The organism is Pseudomonas sp. AC247 (assembly GCF_979258015.1).
In genome coordinates, this window is record NZ_OZ409829.1 from 3,698,576 (window position 1) to 3,716,840 (window position 18,265).

At 59.7% G+C, this 18,265-nt stretch carries 11 protein-coding genes and 1 other RNA gene; 5 read left to right on the top strand and 7 right to left on the bottom strand.

Going from position 1 to position 18,265, the window contains the following annotated elements:
* Positions 1 to 26: 26 nt before the first annotated feature.
* Positions 27 to 776 (top strand): substrate-binding periplasmic protein, encoded by a 750-nt coding sequence (locus tag ACZZ0B_RS16665; protein ID WP_463545804.1) that lies wholly within the window; start codon positions 27 to 29, stop codon positions 774 to 776.
* Positions 777 to 986: 210 nt separating this feature from the next.
* Here the strand turns inward: ACZZ0B_RS16665 and ffs are convergent.
* The 6 genes from ffs to ACZZ0B_RS16695 form a co-directional block, all read right to left on the bottom strand.
* An RNA gene (gene ffs, locus ACZZ0B_RS16670) (signal recognition particle sRNA small type) lies at positions 987 to 1,083 on the bottom strand.
* 203 nt (positions 1,084 to 1,286) lie between these two features.
* Positions 1,287 to 2,450, bottom strand: a complete 1,164-nt coding sequence (locus ACZZ0B_RS16675) for a zinc-binding metallopeptidase family protein (RefSeq protein ID WP_463545805.1) — start codon at positions 2,448 to 2,450, stop codon at positions 1,287 to 1,289.
* A gap of 368 nt (positions 2,451 to 2,818) precedes the next feature.
* Positions 2,819 to 5,176 carry an NAD-dependent DNA ligase LigA gene (gene ligA, locus ACZZ0B_RS16680; protein ID WP_463545806.1) on the bottom strand — a complete coding sequence of 786 codons (2,358 nt, stop codon included), beginning with the start codon at positions 5,174 to 5,176 and terminating at the stop codon, positions 2,819 to 2,821.
* 146 nt (positions 5,177 to 5,322) lie between these two features.
* A complete protein-coding gene (zipA, locus tag ACZZ0B_RS16685; protein ID WP_440095630.1) occupies positions 5,323 to 6,186 on the bottom strand; it encodes a cell division protein ZipA in 864 nt (287 codons plus the stop codon).
* A gap of 259 nt (positions 6,187 to 6,445) precedes the next feature.
* Positions 6,446 to 9,934: a chromosome segregation protein SMC gene (smc, locus tag ACZZ0B_RS16690; RefSeq protein ID WP_463545807.1), complete on the bottom strand. Its 3,489-nt coding sequence runs from the start codon at positions 9,932 to 9,934 to the stop codon at positions 6,446 to 6,448.
* A 2-nt stretch (positions 9,935 to 9,936) separates the two neighbouring features.
* On the bottom strand, positions 9,937 to 10,596 hold the full coding sequence (locus ACZZ0B_RS16695) for a GntR family transcriptional regulator (protein ID WP_008082296.1): 660 nt from the start codon (positions 10,594 to 10,596) through the stop codon (positions 9,937 to 9,939).
* Positions 10,597 to 10,907: 311 nt separating this feature from the next.
* Between ACZZ0B_RS16695 and xdhA the strand changes: the two genes are divergently transcribed.
* The 4 genes from xdhA to guaD all read left to right on the top strand — a co-directional run bounded on the left by xdhA (position 10,908) and on the right by guaD (position 17,046).
* Positions 10,908 to 12,362: a xanthine dehydrogenase small subunit gene (gene xdhA, locus ACZZ0B_RS16700; protein ID WP_463545808.1), complete on the top strand. Its 1,455-nt coding sequence runs from the start codon at positions 10,908 to 10,910 to the stop codon at positions 12,360 to 12,362.
* Positions 12,355 to 14,754, top strand: a complete 2,400-nt coding sequence (gene xdhB, locus ACZZ0B_RS16705; RefSeq protein WP_463545809.1) for a xanthine dehydrogenase molybdopterin binding subunit — start codon at positions 12,355 to 12,357, stop codon at positions 14,752 to 14,754. The genes xdhA and xdhB overlap by 8 nt, the downstream gene beginning before the upstream one ends.
* Before the next feature lie 116 nt (positions 14,755 to 14,870).
* The gene (xdhC, locus tag ACZZ0B_RS16710; protein WP_008082300.1) at positions 14,871 to 15,728 is read left to right on the top strand and encodes a xanthine dehydrogenase accessory protein XdhC; all 858 of its coding nucleotides are present in this window, start codon (positions 14,871 to 14,873) and stop codon (positions 15,726 to 15,728) included.
* 13 nt (positions 15,729 to 15,741) lie between these two features.
* Positions 15,742 to 17,046 (top strand): guanine deaminase, encoded by a 1,305-nt coding sequence (guaD, locus tag ACZZ0B_RS16715; protein WP_158834553.1) that lies wholly within the window; start codon positions 15,742 to 15,744, stop codon positions 17,044 to 17,046.
* 185 nt (positions 17,047 to 17,231) lie between these two features.
* Here guaD and ACZZ0B_RS16720 read toward each other — a convergent pair whose 3' ends face one another.
* The gene (locus ACZZ0B_RS16720) at positions 17,232 to 17,996 is read right to left on the bottom strand and encodes a GntR family transcriptional regulator (protein ID WP_007918375.1); all 765 of its coding nucleotides are present in this window, start codon (positions 17,994 to 17,996) and stop codon (positions 17,232 to 17,234) included.
* Between the last annotated feature and the right edge of the window lie 269 nt (positions 17,997 to 18,265).

Below are 18,265 nucleotides of genomic sequence, written 5' to 3' on the forward strand. Positions count from 1 at the left end.
CAGGAGCGGGAATTACCGGAGCGTTTATGCGTTGGGCCTTGGGGGCACTGCTGGCAATCAGCCTGAGCGTGACGGCAGCGGAACCGCCGTTGCGCTTCGCCATGCCCGACAGTTGGGCGATGCCAATGGTGCAGTTCGAGCGCGGCCGCCCAACCCAAGGCATTCTCTACGACCTGATGCTCAGCCTGGCCACGCAAGTCGGCGTACCGGCGCAATTTCACGTCCTGCCCCGCGCCCGCGTGCAGAGCGCCATGGAACACGGTGAAATAGATGTGCGCTGCTATGCCGCGCAGTCGTGGCTGCCGAATCAGTCGGGGGATTACATCTGGAGTCTGCCGCTGTTGTTTCAGCGCGATCTGCTGATCAGCCGCAAGGATCAGCCGGCCAGTGCCGATCCCGCTCACCTGCCCCGCCAATCCATCGGCACCGTCCTTGGCTACACCTACCCGACTCTGCAACCGCTGTTCGATGCCGATCGCCTGCAACGTGAAGATGCGCGCAATCAGGAGCAGGTGCTGGAGAAGCTGCTGGCCGGGCGTTATCGCTATGCGGTGAGCAATCAGTGGACGCTGGACTGGTTCAATCAGCGCTTGATGCCCGCACAACAACTGCAAGGTGTCGCCGTGTTGCAGGAACAGAAAGTCGGTTGTTACGTGAGGAATGATCCGAAAGTGCCGGTGCAGCGGATATTGCGCACGTTGCTGCGGATGCAAATGTCGGGGGAAATAGATGAGATTATCCGGCTCTACACCGGCCACTCCGACAACACCCCGTAACCTTGTGGGAGCTGGCTTGCCAGCGATTGCGGATTTTCAGTGAAATAGATGAACTTGACCCACCGCTATCGCTGGCAAGCCAGCTCCCACAGTATCCTCATCAGCAGTGGGATTTGTGTCGGGACGGCAAATCGCAGACACAAAAAAACCGCAGTGGGCGAAACCCATGCAGTTCTGGTTGAAGCGTTCGATTGTTCGTTAAGGTGGTAACCCCACCAGCCACACCCCGGCACACAATGTTCCCGCTGTGGCTGCTGCCTTCCGGCTCTGACCAGGTTCACGGGTAATCGTTGCGGGGGGACCGATGGGGTCACCATAACGACGCTTGCCTGTCGGCGAGCCGCGCCATTGTACCTATCTGAGACGAAGTTACAACCGTTGGTTGCAGATTAAAAACATGAACAAGGTCAAGGACATAAAGATCGTCCGATCGCGGCCCGAGCCTGCGGCAGCTCCTACATGGATGCGCGTTCACCTGTAGGAGCTGCCGCAGGCTGCGATCTTTTGACCTTATAGCGCCAACACCTCGTCCGCCCTACCGCCCGCCTGCTGAATCACCAGATGAATGAAGTGCAGCTTGGCAATCGCCGGCGCCGGCAGCACGAACGGGTAGAAATCCGGCTGCCCCATGCTGCGTGACAGTTCATTGAGCATCCCGGCCAGCTCGATCCATGCATTGACGAACGACAGAAACGCCTCGCCGCCGGGATGTTCCGGGTCGTACAGCGTGCTGGTCGGAAACGGCTGGTAGTCGAAATCCATTTCCCGCGCGCTCATGCCGAAGCCCAGCGCGGTGTCCACCGCGTCCATCATGTGCAGGTAATGCGCCCAGGTTTCTGCCCAGTCTTCCCACGGGTGCATGGTTGCGTAGGCGCTGACGTAGTGCTGCGGCCAGTCGAGTGGCGCGCCCTGTTGGTAATGACGATCCAGTGCTTCGGCGTAACTGGCTCGCTCGTCGCCGAACAGACTACGAAACGATCCCAGCCATGGGCCGTTGGCGATCAGTCGATCCCAGTAATAGTGGCCGACCTCATGACGAAAATGCCCGAGCAGCGTGCGATAGGGTTCGTGCATCTGCGCCCTCACCTGCTCGCGATGGGCATCGTCGGCTTCTTTGATGTCGAGGGTGATCAACCCGTTGGCATGGCCGGTCATCGGTGCGTTGCCCTGGAGGTCGACACCGATGAAATCGAACGCCAGGCCGGTGTCTTCATCCACGGTTTTCGGAATGACGGGCAGGCCGAGGGTGATCAGTTGCGCGACGAGGCGACGCTTGGCGATTTCGACTTTGCGCCAGCGCTCGGGGTTTTCCGGGTCGGACAGGTCGGGGATGGTGCGGTTGAGGCTGCAGGCGACGCACAAAGCGTCGTCAACGCTGGCCGGCAGCAGCCAGTTACACGCGGCCGGGGTGTCGAGGTTGGCGCAGCGGCGATAGAGCCCTGCGTCGGGATCGGCGTCCAGTGTCCAGGTGCCGTTCTCCGCGCCGGGCGACAGCGAGGTGATGCGGCTTTCTTCCGGTTGGTAGCCAAGCAACGCATTGCAGGCCAGGCACTGGCTGTTGCGAAAGAACAACGACTGGCCGCAGCGGCACGGCCAGACTTTGCTGTTGCGTGAGGATTCGGCCATGAACGGCGCGATGATGCGAGAACTGAGCTGCTCGAAAAAGCGGTGCATGGCGATCTCTCCCTGGGGCTTGCCAAGACTAGATCATTCCCATGACAACATCGTTCCCACCCACAACAGTGCAACTAGGTGATTGCACCATTGTGGCGAGGGGATTTATCCCCGTTGGGTTGCGAAGCGACCCCAAATCCATACAACGCGGTTAGTCAGATGTACCGCGTTGTACGGTTTTGCGACGACTGCGTCGCCGAACGGGGATAAATCCCCTCGCCACAGGGTTTTGTGTCAGACCTGAAGGCCAGGGTTTTGTGTCAGACCTGAAGGCCATGGGCTTTGTGTCAGACCTGAAGGCCATGGGTTTTGTGTCAGACCTTAAGGCCATGGGTTTTGTGTCAGACCTGAAGGCCATTGGCTTTGTGTCAGACCTGAAGGCCGTGGGTTTTGAGGAAGGCGATGAAGGTTTCTTCGTCCATCACTTTCACGCCCAGCTCATTGGCCTTGGTCAGTTTGGAACCAGCACCAGGGCCTGCAACCACGCAATGAGTCTTCGCCGAGACCGAACCGGCAACCTTCGCGCCCAGGCTTTCCAAGTGATCCTTGGCGACATCACGGCTCATCAACTCGACCTTGCCCGTCAGCACCCAAGTCTCGCCGGACAGCGGCAAGCCTTCGACGACTTTCTTCTCGCTCTGCCAATGCATGCCGAAATCACGCAGCTGCTTCTCGGAGGCCTCGGCCAGTTGCCGGTTCTCAGGCAAGGCAAAAAACTCGCGAACCGAATTCGCCTGTTTCTCCGGCAACGCCTGACGCATGTCCAGCCAGTCAGCGTTCATCACCGCCTCCAGCGAGCCAAATTTGCCCGCCAATTTCTGCGCGCCACCAGGGCCGACCGAAGGAATGTGCAACTTGTCGAGGAAACCACCCAGCGTGGTACTGGCCGCGAATTCCGCTCCCAACTCACCCTGATCCTGAATCTGCAAACCATGGCCGAGCAACTCGGTAATCACCTGCTGGTTATGCGCATCTTCAAAGAAGCTGTGAATCTCGTGCGCCACTTCCAGACCGACATCCGGCAGATACGTCAGCACTTGTGGCAACGCCTGCTGCACCCGCTCCAGCGAACCCAGCGAGCGCGCCAGCACCTTGGCGGTCTCTTCGCCGACATCAGGAATGCCCAGCGCATAGATGAAGCGCGCGAGGCTCGGCTTCTTGCTGTCCTCGATGGCCGCCAGCAACTTGTTACTGGACACCTCGGCAAAACCTTCGAGATCGACGATGTCGTCGAACTTCAGCGCATACAGATCGGCCGGCGAACTGACCAGACCTTCATCGACCAGTTGCTCGACGCTCTTGTCGCCAAGGCCTTCGATGTCCATCGCCCGGCGCGAGACGAAGTGAATGATCGCCTGCTTTAACTGCGCACCACAGGCCAGACGCCCGACGCAGCGATACACAGCGCCTTCGCTGATGGTTTCCTTGCCCTTGCTGCGCTTGATCAGTTGCGTGCGCTCAACGTGCGAGCCGCACACCGGGCAGCTCTCCGGGATCTGCACCGCGCGTGCGTTTTCCGGGCGGCGATCCATGACCACTTGCACCACTTGCGGAATCACATCACCGGCACGGCGAATGATCACGGTGTCGCCGATCATCAGGCCCAGACGCGCGACTTCGTCCATGTTGTGCAACGTGGCGTTGGCCACGGTGACGCCAGCGACTTTGACCGGCTTCAGACGCGCGACCGGCGTGACAGCACCGGTACGACCGACTTGAAATTCCACGTCGAGCAGCTCGGTGAGTTCTTCCATCGCCGGGAATTTATGCGCGATCGCCCAACGCGGTTCGCGGGCGCGGAAGCCCAGTTCGCGCTGATCGGCAATGCTGTTGACCTTGAACACCACGCCGTCGATTTCATAGGTCAGCGCGTTACGGCGCGCGCCGATGTCGCGGTAGTAATCCAGGCACTCGTCGATGCCTTTTGCCAGTTTCAGCTCATGGCTGATCGGCATGCCCCACTTCTGCAACTGCTTGAGGTTGCCGATGTGGGTGTCGGAAATATCGTGGGAGACCTGACCGATGCCGTAGCAGCAGAATTCCAGTGGCCGGTTGGCGGTAATCTTCGAATCGAGCTGACGCAAGCTGCCGGCCGCTGCGTTGCGCGGGTTGGCGAAGGTCTTGCCGCCGACTTCCAGTTGCGAGGCGTTGAGGCGCTCGAAACCGGCCTTGGACATAAACACTTCACCGCGCACTTCCAGCGTTGCCGGCCAGCCTTCGCCGTGCAGCTTCAGCGGGATATTGCGCACGGTACGTACGTTGACGCTGATGTCTTCGCCGGTGGTGCCGTCGCCGCGCGTGGCGCCGCGTACCAATACGCCGTCCTGATACAGCAGGCTGACCGCCAGGCCATCGAGCTTCGGCTCGCAGCTGTATTCCACCGCCGCACTGCCGCCGAACAGATCGCCGACCGGCAGATCCAGACCTTCGGTGACGCGGCGATCAAACTCGCGCATGTCGCTTTCTTCGAAGGCGTTGCCGAGGCTGAGCATCGGCACTTCGTGACGCACCTGGGTGAACGCGGTGAGCGCCACGCTGCCGACGCGCTGGGTTGGCGAGTCGCTGGTGATCAGTTCCGGGTTGGCCGCTTCCAGCGCCTTGAGCTCGTGGAACAACCGATCGTACTCGGCGTCCGGAATGCTCGGCTCGTCGAGGACGTGGTAACGGTAGTTGTGCTGATCGAGTTCAGCGCGCAGTTCTAGGATGCGGTTTTTGGCGGCGGTCATGGGTGTTCTCTCATAAAGCAAAAGAGCAGCCGAGGCTGCTCCAGTTTCATCCTTAAAAAGATCGCAGCCTCGTTGCACTCGACAGCTCCTACAGGATCGCGATCCTCTGTAGGAGCTGCCGCAGGCTGCGATCTTTTGATCTGGCCTTAGCGCTTCTGGGTCAAAGCGCGGCGTTCGAATTCGACGATGCGCTGGCGGTAGTGCTCGATCGTTTGCGCGGTCAGCACGCTGCGCTGATCATCTTTCAGCTCGCCGTTCAGTTCCTGCGACAGCTTGCGGGCTGCGGCCACCATCACGTCGAAAGCCTGCTTCGGATGACGCGGGCCCGGCAGACCGAGGAAGAAGCTCACCGCCGGGGTGCTGAAATGGTCGATGTCGTCCAGATCGAAGATGCCCGGTTTGACCGCGTTGGCCATGGAGAACAGCACTTCGCCGTTGCCAGCCATGCTTTCGTGACGGTGGAAAATATCCATCTCGCCAAAACGCAGACCGCTTTCCAGAATGTTCTGCAACAGCGCCGGGCCTTTGAAACCGGCAGCGTCACGGCAGATCACGCTGATCACCAGCACTTCTTCGGCTTGCGGCTGGTCTTTGTCGACCACGGCAGGCGCAGGCTTGGTGTCTTCAACGAAATCGTCGTCACGGCTGCTGAAGCTCGGGCCGTCGTCCAGATCCAGATCCAGGTTCAAGTCGCCCTGCGCCGAACCCTTGCCGCCACGCTTGCCACGTTTCGAGCCGGATTCGCGAGGCTCGCGTGCTTCGCGGGCCGGCATGCTCACCGATGGCAGATCGTGTTCGTCCAGTTGTGGCTCTTTATGCGTGTCCAGCACGCGGGCCGGGCCCAACAGCTCAGCGCTGGTGTCCTCGTCCGGTAGGTTGGACAGACTTCGGTCAAGACGGAATTTCAGTTTTCCCTTGCCGCCGCGCATACGGCGCCAGCCATCGAAAAGAATACCGGCTATCACAATGATGCCGATGACGATCAGCCACTCGCGCAGACCGATTTCCATGTAATCCCGTGCCTCTATAAAAAATGCTGAAAAATAAGGGGTTTACATTGTGCAAACCGCTTTAAAACGTGGCGCCAACTCTATGTTCTGACAGGCGTTTTGCCCACGTATACGAAAAATTGACATTAAACTAGCACGACCAAAGACAACTTTACACCGTCTGTCTCATTGGCTTGCGCGAATATGTCGATTGGCCAGCAAGTCGAACGCGGTAAAAAAGTCCTACAGCTCTTAATTACCTTTCCGACACCACGCTGGCTCAGGCGTCCACCATCGCCATCGCCTCCTCGACATCCACGGCTACCAGTCGCGAACAACCCGGTTCATGCATCGTTACGCCCATCAACTGCTCGGCCATTTCCATGGCGATCTTGTTGTGGGTGATATAGATGAACTGCACGGTCTGCGACATCTCTTTGACCAAGCGTGCGTAGCGTCCAACGTTAGCGTCATCCAGCGGTGCGTCAACCTCATCGAGCATGCAGAACGGCGCCGGATTCAACTTGAAGATGGCAAAAACCAGTGCCAGCGCGGTCAGGGCTTTCTCCCCGCCGGAGAGCAAATGGATGGTGCTGTTCTTCTTCCCTGGCGGCTGCGCCATGATCGTTACCCCTGTATCGAGTAGATCTTCGCCCGTCAGTTCCAAATACGCCCGTCCACCACCGAAAACTTTTGGAAAAAGTGCCTGTAAACCGCCATTGATCTGATCAAAGGTATCTTTGAAGCGATTACGGGTTTCCTTGTCGATCTTGCGAATGACGTTCTCAAGGGTCTCCAGCGCTTCGACCAGATCGGCATTCTGCGCGTCCAGATAACGTTTACGCTCGGACTGTTGCGTGTATTCATCGATGGCCGCGAGGTTGATCGCACCCAGGCGCTGAATCCGCGCGCTGATGCGTTCGAGTTCTTCTTCGGCTTCGCGTTCACTGGCTTGCGCGGTTAATGTCGCGAGCACGCCATTCAGATCGTAGCCGTCTTCGAGCAAATGATCCTGCAAAGCCTTGCGCCGCACCGTCAGGGCTTGCCATTCCATGCGCTGCTGTTCGAGTTGGCCGCGAATCAATTGTGATTGCTGCTCGGCCTGGGTCCGGCGTTTTTCTGCATCGCGCAGTTCGCGGTCGGCATCTTCCAAAGCGATCTGCGCGGTCTTGAGTTCTTCGTCGACAGTCATGCGCTTGTCGAGCAGCTCTTCGAGTTTCAGGCGCAACTCTTCCAGCGGTGCCTCGCCCTCTTCCAGATTCAGACTCAACTGTTCGCGCTTTTCAGTCAGGCGCTCGGCCTGCATTTCCAGACGCTCGAGCGCCTGGCGCGTGGAGTCGTGTTGCGCGCGCAACGAGCCAAGACGCACGGCCAGTTGATGCGCATGATCCTTGTGCTGGCGCGCTTCCTGACGCACGCGGTCGAGGCGTTCGCGCAGGCTGTCGCGCTGGGCCAGCAGCAACTCGCGCTGCTCGGTGTCCAGCGCCATGGCATCCAGCGCGTCCTGCAATTGCATGCGCGCTTCGCCGACTTGTTCGTGCTCAAGCTCGCGCTGTTCGCCGAGTTCGACCAGCTCTTCATCGAGACGGGTACGACGCAGAGTCAGTTGCTCGGCCTTGGCTTTGCCGGCCGACAACTGGGCTTTCAATTCACCTTGCTGACGCGCTTCGTCTTGCAGCAAACGGCGCAAATGTTCGCGACCGTTTTCCTGCTGACGCTGTTGCGCACGCAGGGTTTGCAGACGGGTTTCCATGGCCTCGACCGTGGCTTCTTTCTCTTCGCGTTCGAGGTGCAGCGCTTCGATTTCCTGACCACGGGCAAGCATGCCGCTTTCTGCTTCGCTGGCACGTCGTACGCGTAAAAAGTGCCGACCGACCCAGTAACCGTCACGACTGATCAGGCTCTCACCAGCGCTCAACTGCCCGCGCAAGGCCAAGGCTTGCTCAAGGCTGTCGACCGGTTTGACCTGACCCAGCCACGGCGACAGATCGATCTGCGCGTCGACTTTATCCAGCAAGCTGCCCGCCACCCGCACGCCATCGCTGGCCGGGCTGAGCAGACGCAGATCGCCCTGAGTAAAACCGGACAAATCGAAGCCGCTGAAATCGTCGACCAGCACCGCTTGCAGATCAGCACCGAGCACGGTTTCCACCGCCAATTCCCAACCGGCCTCAACCTTCAAACCTTCGGCCAGGCGCGGACGCTCGGCGAGGTGGTGTTCCTTCAGCCACTCGGCGGTGCCGGTGCCCGGATCGAGCGCGGCTTGCTGCAACGCTTCGAGAGACGCGAGGCGACCGTTGAGGCGCTGCAAATCACCCTGCGCCTGCTGCTGCGAGGTCAGTGCTTGCTGCAATTCCTGGCGCAGTTGTTCAAGTTTTTCGACCTGCGCTTCTTCACTGGTCTGCAAATCTTCGAGGGTCGCTTCGGACTCGGCGAGCTGCTCGTTGAGTTCCATGATCGCCGCGTCTTCGGGGTCAGCCGAGAGTAACGCGCGCTCTTCGCCAAGACGCTTTTGCCGATCAGCCAGACGCTCCATGCTGGTTTCCAGCTGCTGAATGCGCGACTGCTGCACTTCGGCCTGGCGGCGCGGTTCGGCGGCGGTCAGGTTGAAGGCGTCCCACTGCTCCTGCCAGCCGTGCATGACGCTTTCGGAATCCTCCAGCGCGGCAGCGGCTTCTTCGGCGGCGGCGCTGGTGACTTCCTGCTCGGGGGTGAGCATGTCCAACTCTTCGCCGAGGGTCAGCAGCAAGGTGCGGTCGTGGCCCAGATGCGATTCGGTTTCCAGACGTGCGCGCTCGGCTTCTTTCAGATCGTCCTGCAACTGACGCAGACGTTGCTGGCCGTGCTGGATGCTCTGCTCGACCCGGGCGATGTCGCCGCCGACCGAATAAAAGCGCCCCTGCACCAGATTGAAGCGTTCGGACAGGTCATGGTGCCCGTCACGCAAGCGTTCGATGGCCGCGTCGGCATTGCGCTGCTCGGCGACCAAGGCTTCGAAACTGATTTCCTGCGTGCCGATGATCGACTCGCGCTGGCCGACCTGATCGTTGAGATCCTGCCAGCGCAGCGCCGACAGTTGCGCCTTGAGCTGACGCTCCTCGGCTTTGAATTCCTGATACTTCTTCGCCGCTTCGGCCTGGCGGTGCAGGCGTTCGAGTTGACGCTCGAGCTCATCACGCAGGTCGGTCAGACGCGCGAGGTTTTCATGGGTGCGGCGGATACGGTTTTCGGTCTCGCGGCGGCGCTCTTTATATTTCGAGATACCGGCGGCTTCTTCAATGAAGTTGCGCAGGTCTTCCGGCTTGGATTCGATCAGCTTGGAGATCATCCCCTGCTCGATGATCGAATAGCTGCGCGGGCCGAGGCCGGTGCCGAGAAAAATATCGGTGATGTCGCGACGACGGCATTTGGTGCCGTTGAGGTAATAGGTGGTCTGGCTGTCGCGGGTGACTTTGCGGCGAATCGAGATTTCCGCGTAGGCTGCATACTCGCCGAGCAAGGTGCCGTCGGAGTTGTCGAAAACCAGCTCGATACTCGCCTGGCTTACCGGTTTGCGGCTGGTCGAACCGTTGAAGATGACGTCGGTCATCGACTCGCCACGCAGGTTCTTCGCCGAACTCTCGCCCATCACCCAGCGGACGGCGTCGATGATGTTCGACTTGCCGCAACCGTTCGGCCCGACGACCGCCGCCATGTTACTGGGGAAGTTCACCGTGGTCGGGTCGACGAAGGATTTGAATCCCGCCAGCTTGATGCACTTGAGCCGCACGCTTAGGCAACCGTCAGCGCGGAAACCACCAGATCGCAGCTGCGCTGGGCGTAAGCCGTCAGCACGATGCGGATCTGCGGCAAATCACGGGCAAGCACGGCGGCCAGCAGGCGTTCGAACAGTTCGAGGAACTCGCTCATTGAAGCCTTGCGCTGTTCGAGGGCGAGGAAGTAGGCGCGGCTCATCGCCGGTTGCAGGTTCTCGACCGTTTCTTGCAGGTAGGGGTTGTTGGCGAACGGATAGGCGGCGCGCATCACGCTGAAGCTGTCGTCGACGAAGCTGCGGATGTCCTGACGCTCGAAACTGGCGGTCAGGCGCTGCTGAATCTGCACGAACGGCGCCATGTCCGACTGCACTTGCCAGCCATTGGCCACCGAGTTGCCAAGCAGGATGTACAGCTCGCTCATCAGCGTGCACAGGCTCTGCACCTTGTGCGGCGTCAGCTCGGTGACGTGCGCGCCACGGCGCGGCAGGATCGCGATCAGGTGCCGACGTTCGAGGATCAGCAAGGCCTCGCGGACCGAACCGCGGCTGACATTCAGTGCCAGCGTGACCTTCTGTTCCTGGATGCGCTCTCCTGGCTTCATTTCGCCACGAATGATGCGTTCGGCGAGGTGGTGAGCAATTTGCTCGGCGAGGCTGTCCGGCGCCTTGAACGTCATGGTTGTCCTTCAAACTCTATCGATCTGCACAAGCGGCGCAGTGTAGCGCAAATGCACGGTCATGGCGGAGTGCCCACTCGGCGGTTTTTGGCACGAATCCCGCAGTTTTCTTTAGAAAACCAAACAAAAAATTTAGAAAACCAAACAAAAAACCAGGCTGACCAATGAAGGTCAATACTGAATAGACACGTTGTTGATCGACGAAATGGATTTTCCTGACCTTTAAGTCAGAAAACCATTGACCGAAAAGTCAGACCTGCTAAATTCGGTTCACGTCGGTTAACAACAATAATGAGTCTGCGAGGCCTTCCGTGATCCAGTTTTTACTTAACCAGGAACTCCGTAGCGAGCACGCCCTGGACCCGAATCTGACTGTGCTCAATTACCTGCGTGAACACGTCGGTAAATCGGGCACCAAAGAAGGTTGCGCCAGCGGTGACTGCGGCGCCTGCACCGTAGTGGTCGGTGAGTTGCAAACGGATGACGCTGGCCGCGAACACATTCGCTATCGCAGCCTCAACTCGTGCCTGACTTTCGTCTCGTCGCTGCACGGCAAACAATTGATCAGCGTCGAAGACCTCAAGCACAAAGGCGAACTGCACAGCGTGCAGAAAGCCATGGTCGAGTGCCACGGTTCGCAGTGCGGTTTCTGCACCCCCGGTTTCGTCATGTCGCTGTTCGCCCTGCAAAAGAACAGCGATGCACCGGATCACGCCAAGGCCCACGAAGCGCTGGCCGGCAACCTCTGCCGCTGCACTGGCTACCGCCCGATTCTGGCCGCTGCTGAGCAATCCTGCTGCGGCAAGCAACCGGATCAGTTCGATGCCCGCGAAGCGGACACCATCGCGCGCCTCAAAGCCATCGCCCCGACCGATATCGGCGAACTCAACAGCGGCGACAAGCGCTGCCTGGTGCCGCTGACCGTCGCCGATCTGGCCGACCTTTATGACGCTTATCCCCAAGCGCGCCTGCTCGCTGGCGGCACCGATCTGGCGCTGGAAGTCACCCAGTTCCACCGCACCCTGCCGGTGATGATCTACGTCGGCAACGTCGCGGAAATGAAGCGCATCGAAACCTTCGATGACCGCATCGAAATCGGCGCCGCCACCGCCCTCTCCGACTGCTACGAAGCGTTGAACGCCGAGTACCCGGACTTCGGCGAATTGCTGCACCGTTTCGCCTCGCTGCAAATCCGCAACCAGGGCACCCTCGGCGGCAACATCGGCAACGCCTCGCCGATCGGTGACTCGCCGCCGCTGTTGATCGCTCTCGGCGCGCAGGTTGTGCTGTGCAAAGGCGAAACCCGCCGCACCCTGAACCTCGACGATTACTTCATCGATTACAAAGTCACGGCCCGTCAGGAAAGTGAGTTCATCGAGAAGATCATCGTGCCGCGCGCCAGCGCCGAGCAGTTGTTCCGCGCCTACAAAGTCTCCAAGCGTCTGGACGATGACATCTCCGCCGTCTGCGCCGCGTTCAACCTGCGCGTGGAAAACGGCGTGATCACCGATGCGCGTATGGCGTTCGGCGGCATGGCCGCGATCCCGAAACGCGCAGCCAACTGTGAAGCTGCGCTGATCGGTGCGCCGTTCAACAATGCCGTGGTCGAACGTGCCTGCGCCGCACTGGCGGAAGATTTCACCCCGCTCTCGGACTTCCGCGCCAGCAAGGAATATCGCCTGCTCAGCGCGCAGAACCTGCTGCGTAAATACTTCATCGAACTGCAAACACCGCACATCGAGACTCGGGTGACCGCTTATGTCTAACCATCACGGCGTAGAAAAAACCCAAGCCGAACTGGCTGAATTGTTCGCCAAGGATCTGACCTCCGGTGTCGGTCGCAGCGTCAAGCACGACAGTGCCGCCAAGCACGTGTCCGGTGAAGCGCAGTACATCGATGACCGTCTGGAATTCCCCAACCAGTTGCACCTGTATGCACGCATGTCGGACCGCGCCCACGCGAAAATCATCAGCATCGATACCTCGCCGTGCTACGCCTTCGAAGGCGTGCGTATCGCCATCACCCATGAAGACGTGCCGGGCCTGAAAGACATCGGCCCGCTGATGCCAGGCGACCCGCTGCTGGCCATCGATGACGTGCAGTTCGTCGGTCAACCGGTGCTCGCCGTCGCGGCGAAAGACCTGGAAACCGCGCGCAAAGCGGCGATGGCCGCGATCATCGAATACGAAGATCTAGAGCCAGTGCTCGACGTGGTCGAAGCCTTGCGCAAACGCCACTTCGTCCTCGACAGCCACACCCACCAGCGCGGCGATTCTGTCTCTGCACTGGCGACGGCTGAACACCGCATTCAAGGCACGCTGCACATTGGTGGTCAGGAACACTTCTACCTGGAGACGCAAATCTCCTCGGTAATGCCCACCGAAGACGGCGGCATGATCGTTTACTGCTCGACGCAGAACCCGACCGAAGTGCAGAAACTGGTCGCCGAAGTGCTCGACGTGTCGATGAACAAAATCGTTGTCGACATGCGCCGCATGGGCGGCGGTTTCGGTGGCAAGGAAACTCAGGCCGCCAGCCCGGCATGCCTGTGCGCGGTGGTTGCGCACCTCACCGGTCAGCCGACCAAGATGCGCCTGCCGCGCGTTGAAGACATGCTGATGACCGGCAAGCGCCACCCGTTCTACGTCGAATACGACGTCGGCTTCGACAGCACCGGGCGCCTGCACGGGATCAATATGGATCTGGCCGGCAACTGCGGTTGCTCGCCGGACTTGTCCGCCTCGATCGTTGACCGCGCGATGTTCCACTCGGACAACTCGTACTACTTGGGCGATGCGACAATCAACGGTCACCGCTGCAAGACCAACACCGCGTCGAACACCGCTTACCGTGGTTTCGGTGGTCCGCAAGGCATGGTCGCGATCGAAGAAGTGATGGACGCGATTGCCCGTCACCTGCAACTCGATCCGCTGGCCGTGCGCAAGGCCAACTACTACGGCAAGACCGAGCGCAACGTCACCCACTACTACCAGACCGTCGAGCACAACATGCTCGAGGAAATGACCGCCGAACTGGAAGAAAGCAGTCAGTATCACGAACGTCGCGAAGCGATCCGTCGCTACAACGCCAACAGCCCGATCCTGAAAAAAGGCCTGGCGCTGACCCCGGTGAAATTCGGCATTTCCTTCACCGCGAGCTTCTTGAACCAGGCCGGCGCGCTGATCCACATCTACACCGATGGCAGCATCCATCTGAACCATGGCGGCACCGAAATGGGTCAGGGCCTGAACACCAAAGTTGCGCAGGTCGTGGCTGAAGTGTTCCAGGTGGAAATCGATCGCGTGCAGATCACCGCGACCAATACCGACAAGGTGCCGAACACCTCGCCGACCGCGGCGTCCAGCGGCGCTGACCTGAACGGTAAAGCGGCGCAGAACGCGGCTGAAATCATCAAGAAACGTCTGGTGGAATTCGCTGCGCGTCACTTCAAAGTCACTGAAGAAGACGTCGAATTCCACAACGGCCACGTGCGTGTTCGCGACCACATCCTGACCTTTGAAGCGCTGATCCAGCAGGCGTATTTCAATCAGGTGTCGCTGTCGAGCACCGGCTTCTACAAGACCCCGAAAATCTACTACGACCGCAGCCAGGCGCGTGGCCGTCCGTTCTACTACTTCGCCTTCGGCGCGGCGTGCTGCGAAGTGATCGTCGACACCCTGACCGGCGAGTACAAGATGCTGCGCACCGACATTCTTCACGACGTCGGCGCCTCATTGAACCCGTCCATCGACATCGGTCAGGTCGAGGGTGGCTTCATCCAGGGCATGGGCTGGCTGACCATGGAAGAACTGGTCTGGAACAACAAAGGCAAGCTGATGACCAACGGCCCGGCCAGCTACAAGATCCCGGCGGTGGCGGACATGCCGCTGGATCTGCGTGTGAAACTGGTGGAAAACCGCAAGAACCCGGAAGACACCGTGTTCCATTCCAAGGCTGTCGGTGAGCCGCCGTTCATGCTCGGGATTGCTTCGTGGTGTGCGATCAAGGATGCGGTGGCGAGCCTCGGGGATTACAAGCATCAGCCGCAGATTGATGCGCCGGCGACGCCGGAGCGGGTGTTGTGGGGTTGCGAGCAGATGCGTCAGTTGAAGGCGGTGAAAGCCGTCGCGGCTGAAACCGAGTTGGCTCCGCTCTAGAACCGAGGCGCGGCTATCGCGAGCAGGCTCACTCCTACAGGGGAACGCATTCCAAATGTAGGAGTGAGCCTGCTCGCGATGAGGCCCGAACAGACAACGAAGATGTCGAGGTGAACATGTACAACTGGATCGACGCCCTCGCCGACCTGCAGAACCAGGGCGAACCCTGTGTGCTGGTGACGATCATCGAAGAACTCGGCTCGACGCCACGCAACGCCGGCTCGAAAATGGTCATCAGCGCCAATCAGAGCTTCGACACCATCGGTGGCGGGCATCTGGAATACAAAGCCATGCAGATCGCCCGCGAGATGCTCGCCAGCGGTAAGCAGGACACCCATCTGGAGCGTTTCAGCCTCGGCGCCAGCCTGGGCCAGTGCTGCGGCGGCGCCACCGTGTTGCTGTTCGAACCGATGGGCCAGGTGCAGGCGCAAATCGCCGTGTTCGGTGCCGGCCACGTCGGCCGCGCCTTGGTGCCGTTGCTTGCCAGCCTGCCCTGCCGGGTGCGCTGGATCGATTCGCGCGAGGCCGAATTCCCCGAACACATCCCCCACGGCGTGCGTAAAATCGTCGCCGAAGAGCCTGTGGATGAAATCGATGACCTGCCCGCCGGCAGTTATTGCATCGTCATGACCCACAACCATCAACTCGACCTTGAACTCACTGCCGCGATTCTCAAGCGCAACGACTTCGCCTACTTCGGCCTGATCGGTTCGAAGACCAAACGCGTGAAGTTCGAACACCGTCTGCGTGATCGCGGTTTCGACAGCGGCGTCGTGCAACGCATGCGCTGCCCGATGGGCATCGGCGAAGTCAAAGGCAAACTGCCTGTGGAAATCGCCATCTCCATCGCCGGCGAAATCATCGCCACCTATAACGCCAACTTCGGACAGCAGACTGCCAGCGCCGAACCGATTGCCAAACTGCTGCCGGTTTCACGGCGCAGTCAGGCCGCCAAACTCAAAGCCTCAAACTGATTAGAGAACCCTCATGCCTCTGACTCGCAAAGCCTACCGCGCCGCCATCCTGCACAGCATCGCCGACCCCGCCGAAGTCGGGATCGAAGCCTCCTACGAATATTTCGAGGATGGCCTGCTGGTGGTCGATGGCGGCAAGATCAGCGCCCTCGGCCACGCCAGTGATTTGCTGCCGACGCTGCCGGCAGACATCGAAATCGAGCACTACAAAGACGCGCTGATCACCCCGGGCTTCATCGACACGCACATTCACTTTCCGCAAACCGGCATGGTCGGCGCCTACGGCGAGCAACTGCTCGACTGGCTCAACACCTACACCTTCCCGTGCGAAAGCCAGTTCGGCGACAAGGCTCACGCCGACGAAGTCGCTGACATTTTCGTCAAGGAGTTGCTGCGCAACGGCACCACCACCGCGCTGGTGTTCGGCAGCGTGCACCCGCAGTCGGTGAACTCGTTGTTCGAAGCCGCCGAGAAGCTCGACCTGCGGATGATCGCCGGCAAGGTGATGATGGACCGCAACGCGCCGGACTATCTGACCGATACCGCCGAATCCAGCTACGTCGAAAGCAAGGCGCTGATCGAGCGCTGGCACGGCAAGGGCCGTTTGCACTACGCAGTGACCCCGCGCTTCGCACCGACCAGCACCCCGGAGCAACTGACCCTCGCCGGCCAATTGCTGACTGAATATCCGGATCTTTACATGCAGACCCACATCAGCGAAAACCTCAAGGAAATCGAGTGGGTCAAGGAGCTGTTCCCGGAGCGCAAAGGCTACCTCGACGTTTACGACCACTACAAATTGCTCGGCGAGCGCTCGGTGTTTGCCCACGGCGTACACCTGTGCGACGACGAATGCGCGCGTCTGGCGGAAACCGGCTCGGCGATCTCGTTCTGCCCGACCTCGAACTTCTTCCTCGGCAGCGGTTTGTTCAACTTGCCGATGGCCGAAAAGCACAAACTCAATGTCGGCCTGGGCACTGACGTGGGTGGCGGCACCAGTTTCTCGCTGCTGCAAACGCTGAACGAAGCGTACAAAGTGATGCAACTGCAAGGCGCGCGACTGAGTCCGTTCAAGTCGTTGTACTTGGCGACGCTGGGTGGCGCGCGGGCGCTGCGTCTGGAAGACAAGATCGGCAACCTGCAACCGGGTTCCGACGCTGACTTCCTGGTGCTCGATTACAACGCCACGCCGCTGCTGAGCTACCGCTTGAAGCAGGCCAACAACATTGCCGAGTCGTTGTTTGTGTTGATGACGCTGGGTGATGACCGCACGGTGCAGCAGACGTATGCGGCGGGGGCTTTGGTGCATCAGCGCTAAGCTTTTCCGAGCCATAAAAAATCCCCCGGTACTGTTCAGTCCGGGGGATTTTTTATTGCCTGTCAGATTGCTATCGCGAGCAGGCTCACTCCTACAGTTGATCTGTGTTGCCCGCACATTTTGTGGTCACTGAAGATCCAATGTAGGAGTGAGCCTGCTCGCGATGGAGTCGACCCGGCGCCAGCTTAGAGCTTGGCCGCAGGGCGCCCAGGTTTTTTGGTCTGCAACAAATGCGAGAACACTGCATGCAGGTCATCCGACGCGCCTTCCTCGTCGAGGTTGAGCTTGCTGTCGATGTGATCCATGTGGTGCATCATCAGATTCACCGCCAGCTCACCGTCGCGTTTCTCGATCGCGTCGATCAACTGGGTGTGTTCGTCGTACGAACAATGCGAGCGATTGCCGCTTTCATATTGGGCAATGATCAGCGACGTCTGCGAAACCAGACTGCGCTGGAAGCTGATCAACGGCGCGTTCATCGCCGCTTCCGCCAATTTCAGGTGGAACTCGCCCGACAGACGAATACCGGCACCGCGATCGCCACGCGAGAAGCTGTCGCGCTCGTCGTTGACCATCTGGCGCAATTCGGCGATCTGCTCGGCGGTGGCGTGTTGCACCGCCAGCTCAGTGATCGCGCGCTCAACCAGACGGCGGGCGAGAAACACCTGACGCGCTTCTTCAACACTCGGGCTGGCGACGACGGCGCCACGGTTCGGCCGCAACAGCACGACGCCTTCATGGGCCAGACGCGACAGCGCGCGGCGAATGATGGTGCGGCTGACCCCAAAGATTTCCCCCAGCGCTTCTTCGCTCAATTTTGTGCCGGGCGCCAGACGCTGTTCGAGGATGGCCTCGAAGATATGCGCGTAGACAATATCGTCCTGGGTTCCGCTGCGGCCGGCTTTGCCTGCTCGCGGTTGTTTCTTGAGGGGTTGCAACTGTTCGTTCATGGGCACTCGAGTCGGGAGAACTGCGGCGAATAGACCGTGACTGTAATACGGCACAGTAGGTCGCTGGCAAGTATCGCGTAAAAAACAGCGCGATTGTACACAATGAAAGGTGGCAACACGACTGTACGGCTGTTTGTGACTTCGGCTGTATTGCAACGATCCGTTACGATTGAGTTTAGGCTTGATCACAGAATCCGCCGCCCGCCTCATGTAGGAGCTGCCGAAGGCTGCGATCTTTTGATTTTGCTTATAAAAAAACAAAATCAAAA